General features: G+C 73.3%; 19 protein-coding genes. 10 read left to right on the top strand and 9 right to left on the bottom strand.

What is annotated here, in order from left to right; all coding sequences use genetic code 11:
* Nucleotides 1-136: 136 nt before the first annotated feature.
* The 3 genes from AB7F12_RS18080 to AB7F12_RS18070 all read right to left on the bottom strand — a co-directional run bounded on the left by AB7F12_RS18080 (nt 137) and on the right by AB7F12_RS18070 (nt 2,891).
* Nucleotides 137-1,135 carry a hydroxymethylglutaryl-CoA lyase gene (locus tag AB7F12_RS18080; RefSeq protein WP_428497499.1) on the bottom strand — a complete coding sequence of 333 codons (999 nt, stop codon included), beginning with the start codon at nt 1,133-1,135 and terminating at the stop codon, nt 137-139.
* Nucleotides 1,132-2,361 carry a CaiB/BaiF CoA transferase family protein gene (locus AB7F12_RS18075; protein ID WP_428497500.1) on the bottom strand — a complete coding sequence of 410 codons (1,230 nt, stop codon included), beginning with the start codon at nt 2,359-2,361 and terminating at the stop codon, nt 1,132-1,134. Before AB7F12_RS18075 ends, AB7F12_RS18080 begins: the two co-directional genes overlap by 4 nt.
* Nucleotides 2,362-2,597: 236 nt before the next feature.
* Nucleotides 2,598-2,891 (bottom strand): hypothetical protein, encoded by a 294-nt coding sequence (locus tag AB7F12_RS18070; protein ID WP_428497501.1) that lies wholly within the window; start codon nt 2,889-2,891, stop codon nt 2,598-2,600.
* Between the two features lie 352 nt (nt 2,892-3,243).
* Between AB7F12_RS18070 and AB7F12_RS18065 the strand changes: the two genes are divergently transcribed.
* The 3 genes from AB7F12_RS18065 to AB7F12_RS18055 are packed head-to-tail and all read left to right on the top strand — an operon-like array spanning nt 3,244 to nt 4,692.
* Nucleotides 3,244-3,531 carry an ArsR/SmtB family transcription factor gene (locus AB7F12_RS18065; RefSeq protein WP_428497502.1) on the top strand — a complete coding sequence of 96 codons (288 nt, stop codon included), beginning with the start codon at nt 3,244-3,246 and terminating at the stop codon, nt 3,529-3,531.
* Nucleotides 3,532-3,556: 25 nt separating this feature from the next.
* Complete coding sequence (locus AB7F12_RS18060) at nt 3,557-4,039, top strand: SRPBCC family protein (RefSeq protein ID WP_428497503.1); 483 nt, start codon at nt 3,557-3,559, stop codon at nt 4,037-4,039.
* 5 nt (nt 4,040-4,044) lie between these two features.
* Complete coding sequence (locus AB7F12_RS18055) at nt 4,045-4,692, top strand: maleylpyruvate isomerase family mycothiol-dependent enzyme (protein WP_428497504.1); 648 nt, start codon at nt 4,045-4,047, stop codon at nt 4,690-4,692.
* A gap of 511 nt (nt 4,693-5,203) precedes the next feature.
* Here AB7F12_RS18055 and AB7F12_RS18050 read toward each other — a convergent pair.
* Entirely contained in the window at nt 5,204-5,647 is a 444-nt protein-coding gene (locus AB7F12_RS18050) for an Hsp20/alpha crystallin family protein (protein WP_428497505.1), read from the bottom strand.
* Nucleotides 5,648-5,833: 186 nt separating this feature from the next.
* Here AB7F12_RS18050 and AB7F12_RS18045 point away from each other — a divergent pair, with 186 nt between their 5' ends.
* The 6 genes from AB7F12_RS18045 (at nt 5,834) to AB7F12_RS18020 (ending at nt 9,268) form a co-directional block, all read left to right on the top strand.
* Complete coding sequence (locus AB7F12_RS18045) at nt 5,834-6,253, top strand: helix-turn-helix domain-containing protein (protein WP_428497506.1); 420 nt, start codon at nt 5,834-5,836, stop codon at nt 6,251-6,253.
* A 134-nt stretch (nt 6,254-6,387) separates the two neighbouring features.
* Nucleotides 6,388-7,332 carry an amino acid permease gene (locus AB7F12_RS18040; protein WP_428497507.1) on the top strand — a complete coding sequence of 315 codons (945 nt, stop codon included), beginning with the start codon at nt 6,388-6,390 and terminating at the stop codon, nt 7,330-7,332.
* A complete protein-coding gene (locus AB7F12_RS18035; RefSeq protein ID WP_428497508.1) occupies nt 7,320-7,688 on the top strand; it encodes a hypothetical protein in 369 nt (122 codons plus the stop codon). The genes AB7F12_RS18040 and AB7F12_RS18035 overlap by 13 nt, the downstream gene beginning before the upstream one ends.
* 13 nt (nt 7,689-7,701) lie before the next feature.
* The gene (locus AB7F12_RS18030) at nt 7,702-8,619 is read left to right on the top strand and encodes a YhjD/YihY/BrkB family envelope integrity protein (protein WP_428497509.1); all 918 of its coding nucleotides are present in this window, start codon (nt 7,702-7,704) and stop codon (nt 8,617-8,619) included.
* A gap of 155 nt (nt 8,620-8,774) precedes the next feature.
* Entirely contained in the window at nt 8,775-8,987 is a 213-nt protein-coding gene (locus AB7F12_RS18025) for a hypothetical protein (protein ID WP_428497510.1), read from the top strand.
* Nucleotides 8,987-9,268: a response regulator transcription factor gene (locus AB7F12_RS18020; protein ID WP_428497511.1), complete on the top strand. Its 282-nt coding sequence runs from the start codon at nt 8,987-8,989 to the stop codon at nt 9,266-9,268. Before AB7F12_RS18025 ends, AB7F12_RS18020 begins: the two co-directional genes overlap by 1 nt.
* A 136-nt stretch (nt 9,269-9,404) precedes the next feature.
* Here AB7F12_RS18020 and AB7F12_RS18015 read toward each other — a convergent pair whose 3' ends face one another.
* The 4 genes from AB7F12_RS18015 to AB7F12_RS18000 are packed head-to-tail and all read right to left on the bottom strand — an operon-like array spanning nt 9,405 to nt 11,849.
* Nucleotides 9,405-10,127, bottom strand: a complete 723-nt coding sequence (locus tag AB7F12_RS18015; RefSeq protein WP_428497512.1) for a DUF4386 domain-containing protein — start codon at nt 10,125-10,127, stop codon at nt 9,405-9,407.
* Nucleotides 10,124-10,594 carry a hypothetical protein gene (locus AB7F12_RS18010; protein ID WP_428497513.1) on the bottom strand — a complete coding sequence of 157 codons (471 nt, stop codon included), beginning with the start codon at nt 10,592-10,594 and terminating at the stop codon, nt 10,124-10,126. Before AB7F12_RS18010 ends, AB7F12_RS18015 begins: the two co-directional genes overlap by 4 nt.
* A complete protein-coding gene (locus AB7F12_RS18005) occupies nt 10,591-10,878 on the bottom strand; it encodes a hypothetical protein (protein ID WP_428497514.1) in 288 nt (95 codons plus the stop codon). The genes AB7F12_RS18010 and AB7F12_RS18005 overlap by 4 nt, the downstream gene beginning before the upstream one ends.
* A complete protein-coding gene (locus tag AB7F12_RS18000) occupies nt 10,875-11,849 on the bottom strand; it encodes an NAD(P)/FAD-dependent oxidoreductase (protein WP_428497515.1) in 975 nt (324 codons plus the stop codon). The genes AB7F12_RS18005 and AB7F12_RS18000 overlap by 4 nt, the downstream gene beginning before the upstream one ends.
* Nucleotides 11,850-11,919: 70 nt before the next feature.
* Here AB7F12_RS18000 and AB7F12_RS17995 point away from each other — a divergent pair, with 70 nt between their 5' ends.
* Entirely contained in the window at nt 11,920-12,510 is a 591-nt protein-coding gene (locus AB7F12_RS17995; protein WP_428497516.1) for a helix-turn-helix domain-containing protein, read from the top strand.
* 20 nt (nt 12,511-12,530) lie between these two features.
* Here the strand turns inward: AB7F12_RS17995 and AB7F12_RS17990 are convergent, their stop codons facing one another.
* A complete protein-coding gene (locus AB7F12_RS17990) occupies nt 12,531-13,472 on the bottom strand; it encodes an alpha/beta fold hydrolase (protein ID WP_428497517.1) in 942 nt (313 codons plus the stop codon).
* Between the last annotated feature and the right edge of the window lie 51 nt (nt 13,473-13,523).

The raw sequence follows: 13,523 nt of genomic DNA, 5'->3' as shown, positions 1-13,523 counted from the left end.
TCAGAACGGTGCCGGGATCGGCCCCCCACCGGCCCCGGAAGGGTGAGCGCCGTCCACGACGCGCACTACCCGTCCCGGCGGGCCGCCGCTCGCGACGGTGTCCCGGTCCCGCCGGGCGGTGCCTCGGTGGCGGCGGTCAGCCGGTGCCCGCGCCCGCGAGCCCGGCGGCGCGCGCGTCGCCCGCCGCGGCGAGGTGCGCCGCGGTCCACGGGAAGGCGCCGGCCGTCGAGCGGATCCCCTGCACCGTGCGGGAGCGGTTGGGCTCGTCGAGCTCGGCGAGCAGGTCGGTCGAGAGGGTGGCGAGCGCGACGAGACGGCCCGGGTCGAGCCACGACGGGCGCAGCGCGAACAGCAGGTCCTCGGTGGCGGCGTTGCCGCTCGCGCCAGGCGCGAAGGGACACCCGCCGAGCCCGCCGAGCGCGCCGTCGACGACCTGCGCGCCGGCCGCGACGGCGGCGAGGGTGTTGGCGACTCCCTGCCCCCAGGTGTCGTGGCCGTGGAACACGATCCGCCGGTCGGGGCGCTCCCGGTGCACCCTGCCGATCAGCGTGGTCACCTCGCCGGGCGCGGCCTGGCCGAGCGTGTCGCAGACGACCACGTCGGAGGCGCCCTCGGTGCGCGGGTCGTGGACGATCTCCAGTACCCGGTCGGGGGCGACGGGCCCGTCGAACGGGCAGGTGAACGCGGTCGCCAGGCACAGCTGGATGCGCCCGCCCGCACCGAGGGCCGTCTCGACGGCCTCCGGCATGGCGGCGAGGCTGGCGTCGGTGTCGCGGCCGATGTTGGCCCGGTTGTGGGCGTCGGACACCGACAGGCAGTACTGCACGTTGCGGGCGCCGGCGTCGACGGCGCGGGCCACGTGGCGTGGGGTGGCCACCCATATCCAGCAACGCTCGAGCTCCTCGGGCGTCAGTGCGGCGACGACCTCGAGGGTGTTGGCCAGTGGCGGCACGAGGTCGGGCCGGGCCAGGGAGCCGATCTCGAGGCTGGGCACGCCGAGGGCGAGCAGCTCGCGGACGACCTCGACCTTGCGCCGGGCCGGCAACGTCTTCCCGGTGAGCTGCAGGCCGTCGCGCAGGGTCACGTCGCGCAGGAGGACCTCGGGGCGGGCGGCGTCGGGTGCGGCGGCGGTCATCGGGCACCGTCGGGGCGGTCAGCGGCGGCGGCGATGCCGACCTCGGCGAGGACCTCGGCGGTGTGCTCGCCGAGATCGGGCCCCAGGCTGCGCACCGGGAGCGACCTGTCGCCCATGACCGGGACGATGCCGGGGAAACCGACGCGGCGCGGGGCGTCCCCGCCGGTGTCGACGTCGAAGTACTGGATCATGTCGCGGGCCTGGAACTGCGGGTCGGCGACGATGTCGGCGGCGGTGTAGATCGGGCCTGCGGGCACGCCCACCTCGTCGAGTGCGGCGAGGACGGCGGCGCGGGGGAGGGTCGAGGTCCAGGCCGCGATCGCGTCGTCGAGCTCGTCGCGGCGGGCCCAGCGTGCGGCGTTCGTCCCCAGCGACGGGTCGTCCCCCAGATCGGGGCGCCCGGCCGCGCCCATCAGGCGTCGGTAGATGCCGTCGCCGTTGCCCGCGATGACCACCGACGACCCGTCCGCGCACGGGTAGGCGTTGCTCGGGGCGATGCCCTCCATCCGGCCGCCCACCCGCTGCCGGTCCACCCCGTAGGCCAGGTGGTCGGGCACGAGCGACTCCATCACGGACAGGACGGCCTCGTTCAACGCGACGTCGATCGTGCGCTGCACGAGTGCGGGGTGGCCGTCGTCCCGGCGGTTCTCGCGCTGGAAGAGCGCCATGACCACGCCGAACCCGGCGTAGAGGCCCGCGATCGAGTCACCGATCGACACCCCGGTGCGCGACGGGGGCCGGTCGGGCTCGCCGACGAGGTCGCGCAGCCCGCCCATCGCCTCGGCGACCGCGGCGAACCCCGGACGGTCGGACAGGGGTCCCGTCTGCCCGAACGCCGAGATCCGGGACAGGATGACGCCGGGGTTGGCGGCGTCGAGCTCGGCCGGTCCCAGGCCCCACCTCTCCAGCGTGCCGGGGCGGAAGTTCTCCAGGACGACGTCACAGGTGGCGACGAGCCGCAGCACGGCGTCGCGGCCCTCGGGGCTGCGCAGGTCGAGCACGATCGACTTCTTGCCGCGGTTGATCGTGCGGTACAGCATCGACGTGTCGCCCGCGTACAGGCGCCAGTTGCGCAGCTCGTCGCCGGTCCGCGGGCGCTCGACCTTGATCACCTCGGCGCCGAAGTCCGCGAGCAACCGTCCGGCCGTGGGCGCGGCGATGTAGTTCCCCAGTTCCAGCACCCGAACCCCCTCGAGCGGGAGGGTGAGGCCTTCGGCGACGGGCATGGAGCTCCTCCGTGGTCGTGACGTCGTCCGCGTCGGGAGGGGCCGCACGACGAGGGACGCCGCACGGCCGGTGCCCGGCGCGCGTCGTCAGTCTGCCTGGCCGGCCGGTGTCCGTGTAGTGAGCGGGGACTCACATCGTGATGCGCCACAAGGGCTGCGAGGGGTGCGTCCGGGTCGCGGCCGTGCCGGAACCGGGTGCGGCGCAACGTCGGTACGGGCGGATCGCGCGCGGACTGTCAGGCTGCGCGGTGGCGCTGCAGGGTCCGCAGGTCGGCGGTCTCGGCGCGCACGACCAGCTGCTCGAGCAGGCCGTCGCAGAGGTCGGGCGCGGTGACCTCGAGCAGGACCTGACCGTCCTCGAGGTGGACGGTCATGCCGTCGCGCATGCGGGCAGCCAGCTCGCACAGCGCGGGCGCCGCCTCGGGGGCGAAGGTGAGCAGTAGCCGGTTCGCGGCGAGTCTCTCGGTGTCGCGCAACCAGCGCGCCAGGACGATGTCGAGTTCGGCGGGTGTCACGGCGTCGGCGCTCATCTCGATGGAACGGCGGGGTCGACCCGCGTTGTTCCCCGGTTCGCGCGGCGCTCGAGGCCAGGCGCCGGCCGCAGCGGTCATCGGGCGCCCGCCTCGGTCTCTGCCCGCAGGTCACGCTGCTCACCGACCAGGACGTCGAACATTACGAACGTCGAGAGCGTGACCTGGCACGCCGGGCGGCGTGCATCGCCGGCGGGTGGATACGCCGCGCTGCAGCGCCGCGAAGTCCTGTCGCCCGTCGCGGCGGATCACGAGCTCACCGTCCAGAACGGTCCCATCGGGCAAGCTCTTGACGGACGCCCAGCGCGTGCGTCTAGGCTTACCGTTCGTGGCAGCTTACGGAGATGGGGGGTTGGGGTTGCTCGGCGACCCCAGCCGACGCGCCATCTTCGAGTTGCTCGCCCGGCGTCCGTGCTCGGTGCAGGAGCTGGCCGACGCGCTGCCGATCAGCCGGCCCGCGGTGTCGCAGCACCTGAAGGTGCTGCGCGAGGGCGGGCTGGTCGTCAGCCGCGCCGAGGGCACACGGCGGATTTATCACCTCAATCCCGAGGGAGTCACCGCTATGCGGGCATGGCTGGACGGTGTGTGGAGCGACGTCCTGGCCACCTTTCACAAGATCGCCGAGGATCCACGATCCTGAACTGCGACGACCGTAAGGAGCACTCATGACCGGCACGGCCCCGATCCCTCCCATCACCGGCAGCGTGACACTGGCCGTCCCGGTCGAGCGCGCGTTCGAGGTGTTCACCGGATCGGTCAACTCCTGGTGGCCGCACCAGTACCACATCGGACAGTCCGAGGTCGCCGAGATCGTGCTCGAACCGCGGGTCGGGGGCCGCTGGTTCGAGCGCGGCGTGGACGGCAGCGAGTGCGACTGGGGACGGGTGCTGCTGTGGGAGCCGCCGGCGCGGCTGGTGTTCACGTGGCAGATCAACGGGTCGTGGCAGTTCGACCCCGACCCGGAGCACGCCAGCGAGATCGAGGCCCGGTTCACCGCGAACAGCCCGACCGAGAGTGTGGTCGAGGTCGAGCATCGCCACTTCGAGCGCCTCGTCGGTGGCCAGGCCGTCCACGGCGCCATCAACGGCGGTGGCGGTTGGGTGCAGCTGCTCGACGGGTTCGCCAAGACCGTCGCCGAACAGGGCTGACCGCCATGGCCGCACCGGGCACTGCCGGCGGCGACGCCATGGCGATGGCCCACGCCGAACGCGCCGCGCTGGTGGAGCTGCTGGAGTCGCTGAGCCCCGAGCAGTGGGACGCGCCCACCCTGTGTGAGCAGTGGCGGGTCCGTCACGTGATCGCGCACATGTTCAGCTACGACGAGCTGTCCACCCTCGGCGCGATCGGCAGGCTGTTACGCAACGGCATGTCGTTGGATCGAGCCAACTCCGCCGGACTCGCCCAGTACGCCGACCACACCCCCGCTCAGCTGCTCGCGTTGGCGCGCAAGCACCTGCACCCGAGTGGGTTCACCGCGAAGTTCGGCGGCCGCATCGCGCTGGCCGACGCGATGATCCACCAGCAGGACATCCGTCGACCGCTGGGGCTGCCCCGCGAGATTCCGGCCGACCGGATCGCCACCGTGCTGGAGTTCGCCAGCACCGCCCGCCCGCTCGGTACCGCCCCGCGCATCGCCGGGTTGACGCTGACCGCGACCGATGTCGGCTGGAGCCGCGGCGGGGGGCCCGAGGTGCGCGGGCCCGCCGAACCGCTGCTCATGGCCATGGTCGGGCGCCGCGGCATCTCCCCGGAGCTGAACGGCCCAGGTGTTGCGGTGCTGGAAGGTCGCATCGCTGCGTAGGAGGTGAGCGATCGCCGATACCGGTGAGGGCTGCACGGATGCGGGCGGCGGCGTCGGGCCGGCCGGCGCCGGTGCGGGGGAAGGGGCAGGTGGTGGCCGGAGGGCTCGGCCACCACCTGCCGCTGGATCGATGTGTCGTGGTCTGCGCGCCGAGTTGGGGGGCCGGTCGGCGCGCGTGTGGGTCGAGGTGACGCTCACCCCCTCTCGTTGCGGGCGGATCCGTGGAGCATCGGCCGTCCGGCGCCGCCAGGGCATGCCGTCCGGTCGGATCGGGACGAGGCTCGTGGGTCGGCGTGCGGTGGCGGCGTGTACCGCGTCGCCGATTGTGTCTGGAGGTGGGTCCGTACCCGTCGGGGTCGCACGGTCCGGGGCCGGTGTCGCGGAGCGGTCTGCAGCCGTACGAGGCTCACGAGACCTGCTGGGCCGGGGTTCGGGTCGGCTCCGGGGGGCGGGGCCCGTGCGGCCCGGGGACGTGTCAGGTCGGCGCGTCCCCGGGCCGCCGGGCCGCCGGTCAGGACGATCCGGTGCTCAGGGCGCGCTGACCGGCACCGGCCGAGACGGAGATGGATCGGGGCTTGGCCCGCTCGGCGACGGGGATCGTCAACCTGAGGACGCCCGCGTCGTAGGAGGCGTGGACGTGGTCGCCGTCGAGGGCGTCGCCGAGGAACAGCTGGCGGGAGAAGACGCCGAGCGGTCGCTCGGCCACCTGCATCTCGACGGACCCGTCCTGGGTCGGGCGGCGCTCCGCCCTGACGGTGAGGACGTCGCGCTCGAGGGAGATGTCGATCGCGGACGCATCGACGCCGGGCAAGTCGAACTCGACGATGTACTCGTCGCCGTGCCGGTAGGCGTCCATGGGCATGCCGGCAGGGCGTGACCAGGTCCCGGGTGCGGCGCCGAAGGCCTGCTGGGCGATGCGATCGAGCTCGCGGAACGGGTCGGTACGCATCAGCATCGCTGGTTCTCCTCTCATCGACGGGTGGTGGGCGATGCTCCAGCCGACTGGCTGGATATCTGCAGTCTAGGACAGAGATTTTCGTGTTCGCAAGAGGAGATCCTGAAAATCTTCAGCCACCGATGAAGGTTGCCGTAGATGGCCACTGCAGGAACCCGGTACCCTCGGGCGCCGGGAGGTGAACGCATGAGCGGGCTCGACAAGCTCGACGACGAGGACTACCCGTCGGTCTCGATGGGGCAGGCAGCCGAGCTGCTCGACGTGCAGCCCGCCTTCCTGCGCAGCCTCGACACCGCCGGCGTCCTGCACCCGCACCGCACCTCCGGCGGGCATCGCCGCTACTCCCGGCGGCAGCTCGCGCAGGCGGTCAGGTTGCGGGCCCTCCTCGACGACGGGCACAGCCTCGGTTCCGCCCAGGCGATCCTCGACCTGGAGAACCGGGTCGCCGCCAGCGACAACGCCCGCCGCCGCGCCGACGACGCGCGCGACGAGGCCCGCACCGACCTGCGGGAGCGCACCGACCAGCTCCGGGAGACGCAGCGGGAGCTCGACGAGGCCCGCGACGAGATCAGCGCCCTCAACGCGCAGCTGAGCCGGCGCGCCTGACCGGCCCCCCGGCGGCCCCCGCCGCCGATCCTCCACGGCCGCGACCCGGCCGCGGACTCACCCGCCGTGGGGGAGCCGTGAGGACGTGGGGGCACCACATCCTCTGCTCCGATTCGACACCAGGGAGCATCGCGATGACGTCAGGAAACGCGTTCCCCTCGGCGCGGTACGGAGTCCACTCCGAGGTCGGAACCCTTCGCAAGGTGTTGGTGTGCGCCCCCGGCAGGGCGCACGAACGCCTGACCCCCGGCAACTGCGACGACCTCCTCTTCGACGACGTCCTGTGGGTGCAGAATGCCCGTCGCGACCACTTCGACTTCATGAGCGAGATGCGCCAGCAGGGGGTCGAGGTCGTCGAGCTGCACAGCCTGCTCGCCGAGATCTCGACGTCCCCCAGGCCCGCGAACGGCTGCTCGACCGCAAGATCGTCGCCAACGAGGTCGGCCTGGGTCTTCCAGAACCTCGCCGTCCGCAAGCCGGAACTCGACGCCGGGGTGTACGCCTACGCGAAGGCGGGCTTCGGCACGTACCCGGGGTTCCTGTCGGCCTTCGGCTACTGGGCCAGCGCGTGCGTCGGCAACGTGACCTACCGGGTCCTGATCAAGTCGACCCTCGGTGCGGTGTTCCCGGCGCTGGGGGACGGCGACACCCTCCTCGCCGTCGCGATCTCCTCCGTCGGCCTGTGGGCGTTCGCGTTCCTGATCCTGCGCGGCGTGCGCGAAGCAGCCGGGATCAACACCATCGTCACGATCGCCAAGATCGTCCCGCTGGTGACGTTCGTGGTCATCCTGTCCTACGGGGTCCTCCCGCGCGCCGACCTCGCAGAGCAGCGCCAGCCGTCGGTGGCGGGTGTGCTCGAGTCGGTCGTCGGCCCGTGGGGTGCGCTGTTCATCAGCATCGGCGTCATCGTGTCGGTCCTCGGCGCGTACCTGGCCTGGACGCTCATGGCGGCGGAGGTGCTGTTCGTCGCGGCCGAGCACGACGACATGCCCCGGTTCCTGTCCCGCCTCAACGCGAAGGACGTACCGGCGCCCGCCCTGCTGCTGACGTCCGGGCTGAGCAGGTCGTGCTCCTGCTGACCCTGTTCTCCGACGACGCCTTCACCTTCACCCTGAAGCTGTGCACCTCGTTGTCGCTCATCCCGTACCTGCTCGCGGCGGGCTACGCGCTGCGCATCTCACCGGGACGGCACCGCGAGCTGATCATCGCCCTCCTCGCGACGGTCTACACCGCGTTCCTGGTCATCGCCGCGGGCATCGAGTACGTACTGTTGTCCTGCATCGTCTACGCACCGGGGACACTGCTGTTCGTCCGTGCCCGCCGTGAGCAGGAGGCCACCGTGTTCACCGCCGTCGAGAAGGGACTCGTGGTCGTGGTCGTCGCCGGGGCGGCGGTGGGCGTCGCCGCCCTCGCCACCGGCTGGATCACGATCTGAGGTCGGCGCGACGATGCCCGGAGCCGCCCGCGCAACGGCCCGGAAGCTGCGCCGCCGGGCCGCCGCCCTGCGCAGCCGGTGGCCGGTGCTCGACCATCTGCGCCGCACCGGCCGGCGCTTCTTCGACCAACGCGGCAACCACCTGGCCTCGGCGATCGCGTTCTCGACGGTCGTCGCCGCGGTCCCGCTGCTGATGGTCCTGTTCTCCGCGGCGGGTTTCCTGCTGTGGCTGCGACCGGACCTGGTCGCCGAGCTGGAGGCGTGGGTCGTCGGCAGCTTCCCGGCGCCGCTCGCGGCGGCGGTGGACCCCCTCGTCGAGAGCGCCGTCGCGAGCCGCGGCCCCGTCGCCTCCGTCGGCACCGTCGTCGCGGTGTGGGCGGGGACGACCTGGATGCGCGTGATCCGTGAGGCGGTGGCGGCGATGTGGGAGATACCGCCGCGCCCACCGGCGTCCGTGACCCAGCTGCTGCGCGACCTGATGTCCCTGCTCGCCCTGATCCTCGCGGTGTCGGCGTCGGTGGCGTTGACCGTGAGCGCGACCGGCGGTCTCGGTTCGGTGCTGCGGCTCGCCGGGGTGGCCGACCGCACGTCGGCGCGGGTGCTGGTCGCGGTCGTCGGCGTGCTGCTGGGCTGGTCGATCGTCTGGGGCGTGCTCGTCTGGATGCTCGCCAGACTCCCCGGCCACGCGCTGCCGCTGCGGGTCGTGGGACCGGTCGCCGCGACCGGCGCGGTGTTGATCGAGGCCATCACCGTGGTGACCACGCTCGCGATCGGCGCCACGTCGACCTCGGTCGGCGGGGCCGTGTTCGGTACCGCGCTGGCCGGGTTGGCCTTCCTGTTCGCCGTGGCCCGCGTCCTGCTCTCGCTCGCGGCGTGGTCGGCCACCGCCGCGCCCCCGCCCGGCTCCGCCGTCGCCCCGGGCGCCCCCTGACGTGGACCTCCGCCGCCGGCCGCCCGGCGGCCGGGCCGCCGGGCGACGCCGGTCGGTCGCCGACTTCTCACCCGCGCCGGGCGAAGGCGCGCGCCGGTCGCGACCCGACCCTGGACGGCACCGCCGGGGCGACCGAACCGGCGCAGGGGGTGCCGATGACCGACCGAGCCCGCCGTGACCCGGGCCCGAGCCGCACCGGCGTCGGCCCGAACGCCCCGTCGTCCGCCGTCGCCGGGTTGCCGTGCGCCACCGCGGTCCTGCTGGCCCTCGCCGCGATGGTCGTCGTCGCCGCCGGAGCCGCCGCGGCCTCGTGGTTGATCGGCCCCGTGTTCCTCGCGCCACCGCTCCGGCCCCGGTCGCCACCCTGATGCGGCGGCGGCTCGGCGAGTTCGACGAGCTCGCCGCCGCTGCGCTGGAGATCCGGGGGCGGCGCGGTCTCCCGGACCCGCCGACGTTGACGGAGCGCGAGCACGCCGTCCTCGTCCTCCTGCCGTCCCTCCGGCCGCTCGCCGAGATCGCCGACGAGCTGAGCGTCTCGGCCAACACGGTGAAGACACACGTCAAGGCGCTCTACAGCAAGCTCGGTGTCAGCTCGCGTCGTGACGCGGTCGATGCCGCAACCCGCCTCGGCCTCATCCGTTCCGGCTGACCCGGGGGGCCGGCCCGTCGACGTCTCCCCGACGCCGGGGGCCGATGTGACCGCTACCGGCACCCCGCACCGGTGCGCCCGCCCGCAACCGGGGCGGGCGCCGTGTCGGCGACGGCGACCCGCCCACCGACGCGCCTCAGGTGCTGGAGGCGGAGGCCGTCCGCGGCGGCCGGGAGACCATCGACTGCGGCGGCTCGGCCGTCGGGCCCGGCCGCAGACCCTTGACGACCAGGTGGACGCCGAGGGCGAGCTCCCAGCCGGCGATCGGGACGACGGCGATCGCGGCGAGCGGGGACAACCGGTCCCACATGCCGAACAGGGTGCCGACGTCGGAGGCCACGAGCAGGGCGGCGCCGACGAAGCCGATCATGGGCAGGGCGCGCGGTACGAGGCGTGACCGGTAGAGCAGGGTTCCCAGCAGCAGAGCGTTGGCGGCGGGGATCAGACCCTGGCTGAGCAGGAAGTTCGCGTCGTAGAACGCGACGAGGGCGTGTCCGACGGCAGGTGCGTCGGCTGCCTCGCCCGCTCTCTTCAACGTGAGGACGGTGAGGAGGGCGGCGACGCCGACGAGGATGGCGGTCGCTTCGGTGACGCGGGCGGCGACGAACCCCAGCGCCCGGGCCGGGCCGTACGTCCGGAGGACCGGATGGAGCGCGACGGCGGTCCCGATGCAGGCGAGGGCGACGACGATCTCCAGCAGGCCGCCGACGACGACCGGGGTCGGTGATGCGTCGCTGGTGAGGAAGTCCGGTTCGTGGATCCGGCCGTACAGGGCGAGGGTGGGGATCGAGGCGAAGGACAGCAGGTAGAAGCCGCCGGCGATCCGGGCGTACCTGCGGGTCGCAGGGTCGGTGGTCATGGCGTCGTCTCCTCGGGTTCGGTGCGGGTGGTGGGCCGGCGCCAGGGGTCGCCGGGGGTTCGGACGTAGCGGTTCCAGACGTGTCGCCACGGGACGACCGCGGCGATGACCACCACGAGCGAGCAGTTGACGAGCACGTCGCCCGTGGCGGCGTCCAGGTCGCCGGCGACGATGTGGGGGAGGGCGACGACAGCGATCCAGATCGTCTTCCAGACCACCTCGAACAGCAGGATCGGCTGCATCCGGGCGGGGTGGCGCAGACCGATCAGGGCCATCAGCGACATGGCGGTGAGCAGACAGGTGACGACGCCGTCCATGACGGGGACGTCCGCGGCGCCGGGCAGGAGCGGCCATTTGACGACGGCCAGTCCCACGGCCATGAGGGCGTACCCGAGCCGCATGGCGGTGAGCCGGTGTGTCGTCAACGGGCGTCGTGCCGACTCCCGGACCGTGGCGACGGGGTTCACGATGCCCGCCGCCGGTCGAGGCGGGCGACCAGCCGACGGCGCACGCGATGCAGCTCGGGCACCAGACCGTAGATCACGATCGGCACGGCGACGGTGGCGAGCACGACGGTGCGCACGATCGACGGCAGTGCGGCGAGCCGATCGCCGAGGACGAGGTCGAGGATCGCGAGGGTCGGGACGACGGCAAGCCAGATCATCAGCGCCAGCTGGTGGGTGGACGGTGGTCGGGACGTGCCGGGCCGCGGCTCCGGGACGGGTGACGGGGTGGGTGACGACGCGGTCATGCGTCCTCCTCGATCTGGTTGTGTGGGCGGGTGGGTCCGGTGTGGGGGCCGAGGTCACGGACGGCGGTGCGGACGTCGTCGTCGACCAGGTCGGCGTTGAGTGCGACGGCGGTGGCGGAGCCGGCGCCTGCGGCGGTGACGACCTGGGCGCGGGGGTCGACGACGTTGCCCGCGGCCCAGACCCCGGCAACGCTGGTGCGGCCGGTCCCGTCGACCACGACCCAGCCACGGTCGTCGACGTCGCAGCCCAGCCCGGTGAGCAGGGCGTCGTGCGGGACGAACCGGGGTGGCACGAACAGTGCCTCGCACGCGACGACACAGCCGTCGTCCATCTGCAGGCCCCGCAGGTGGTCGGCGTCGTCGACGACGAGGTGGTCGACCGCCCCCTCGACGACCTCGACACGCCGCGCGAGCAGCGCCGTCCGCTCGTCGGCCGTGAGCCGTCCCGGGGGCACGACGTGGACGAGATCGTCGGTCCACTGCCGGACGATCTGGGCGTAGCGGTGGGACCCCGGGTCGCCGCCGAGCACGCCGAGGCGGCGGCCGCGGACCTCGTGGCCGTGGCAGTACGGGCAGTGCAGGACGTCGCGGCCCCAGCGTTCCCGCAGGCCGGGGACGGCGGGCAGCTCGTCCCGCAGGCCGGTGGTGACCAGCACGTGCCGCGCCGGCACGTCCGGCCGCCCGTCGGTGAGGGTGAGCCGGAACCCGCCGGCCGGGTCGGGGCGGATCCCGGTGACGGTGGTGTCGACGACGACGCCGCCGTAGCCGCGGACCTCCGACCGACCGGTACCGAGCAGGTCGGCCGGGGCCATCCCGTCGCGGGAGAGGAACCCGTGCATGTGTGCAGCCGGGGCGTTGCGGGGGTGCCCGGCGTCCAGCACCACGACGTCGCGGCAGGCCCGCGCGAGCACCAGCGCCGCGGAGAGCCCGGCGGCGCCGGCTCCGATGATGGCCACATCGTGTCGTCTCATGCCGAGAAGGTTGCGACCGGTGTGGGCGGTTCACCAACGAACGTTGCCATTCGTGGGAATCAGGAGTCGGATGAGCCGTGTGGCGCACGTTCCGACCGCCGCCATCGCGGCAGCTCTCGACCGGGTCGGGGGCCGGCTCAAGCGCATCCGCACACAGCGGCGGATGACGCTGACCGCGGTCGCGGACGCCACGGGAATCTCGAAGAGCACCCTGTCACGGCTGGAGACGGGACAGCGGCGGCCCACCCTGGAGCTGTTGCTCGCGCTCTCCCACGCGTACCGGGTGCCGCTCGACGAGCTCGTCGGCGCCCCGCCGGAGGGTGATCCCCGCCTGCGGCTCAGCCCGGGCCGGGTCAAGGGCCGCACCGTCATCCCGCTGACCCGGGAGCCCGGCGGGGTCCAGGCATGGAAGATCGTCGTGCCGGCCGACAAGACCATGCCCGAGCTGCGGACACACGACGGCCGGGAATGGATCTACGTCATGTCGGGGCGGCTGCGGCTGCTCCTGGGGGACGAGGACCTGACCCTCGGCCCCGGCGAGGTCGCCGTCTTCGACACGAGCGAACCGCACTGGTTCGGCTCCGACGGGGCCGGCCCCGTCGAGATCCTGAGCATCTTCGGACGCCCCGGGGAACGGATGACCATCCGGACGGAGCCGTGACGGGCGGCCGGTGCCGGACCTCATGATCCGTTTCGGACACCGGACCCGCCGCCGCCTCGCGCCTGGTCGACCACCGCACGAACGGCGCCGGCGACGAGGCGCGGCTTCTCGACCGCGATCCCGTGCCCGCTGTCGGTGTCGGTGACGTGCCGGGCGCGGAGTTCGTCGGCGAGACGATCCTGCGCGGCGAGCCACGCCGGCCAGGTCGATCCGGTGTCGCCGACCTGCAGGTCCCACGGATGGTCGGAGGTGAGGACGGCGGCGGGCAGCGGTTGCGGCAACGGAGGCGCGGCGAGGATCTCGTCGACGGCGGCGGGATAGTCGGGGACCTCGATGCCCCTGGCCGGGTCGACGGTCGCGGCGATCGTGCGCATCCAGTCCGACCACTGCGCCGACGTCATCGTCTCGCGCAGGAACACCGACGCGCCGTCGACGGTGACCAGCCCGGCCACCTGCCCGCCGTGGACGCGCGCGTACAGCGCCGTGATCATCGCCCCCCACGAGGCTCCCACCAGCACGTACGGCCCGCTCTCGCCGGCTGCGGTGAGCACCGCCCGGAGGTCCTCGGCGCTCGCCCCCGCCGACGTGGGCTGCGGTACCGGGGTGGACGGGCTCAGCCGGTCGTCGGCCAGCACGGTCCCGGGCCGGTCGTAGGCGCACACCCGGGTGAAGGAGGCGACCGTCGGGAGCACCGCTGACGGGCTCGGCGCGGGCGCCGCCGCCGGGTCGGCGGGATCGACGACGACGGTCCATTCGTCCGCCGCGCCGCCGGTGCCGGAGACGAGCACGACCGTCGGCGAGCCGGCTCCACGGCAATCGAGGAAGATGCTCCGGTCGCCGCCGATCGCGACCATTCCCGCGACGTCGTCGTCGACCGCAGGGGCCGGGGCTCCACAGGCGGCGAGGACGAGTGCCGCCGCGACAGCGATCGGAACCGCGCGCGAACACCCTCGGCGTGTCATGACCCGCCTCTCCGGTGCCCGGCCGACGATCACGCAGTCTCACAGGCGCCC

This window comes from Pseudonocardia sp. (assembly GCF_050250275.1).
Taxonomy (GTDB): domain Bacteria; phylum Actinomycetota; class Actinomycetes; order Mycobacteriales; family Pseudonocardiaceae; genus Pseudonocardia.
Note: the sequence above shows the minus strand (reverse complement) of the source record. Positions and strands in the feature narration are given on the sequence as shown.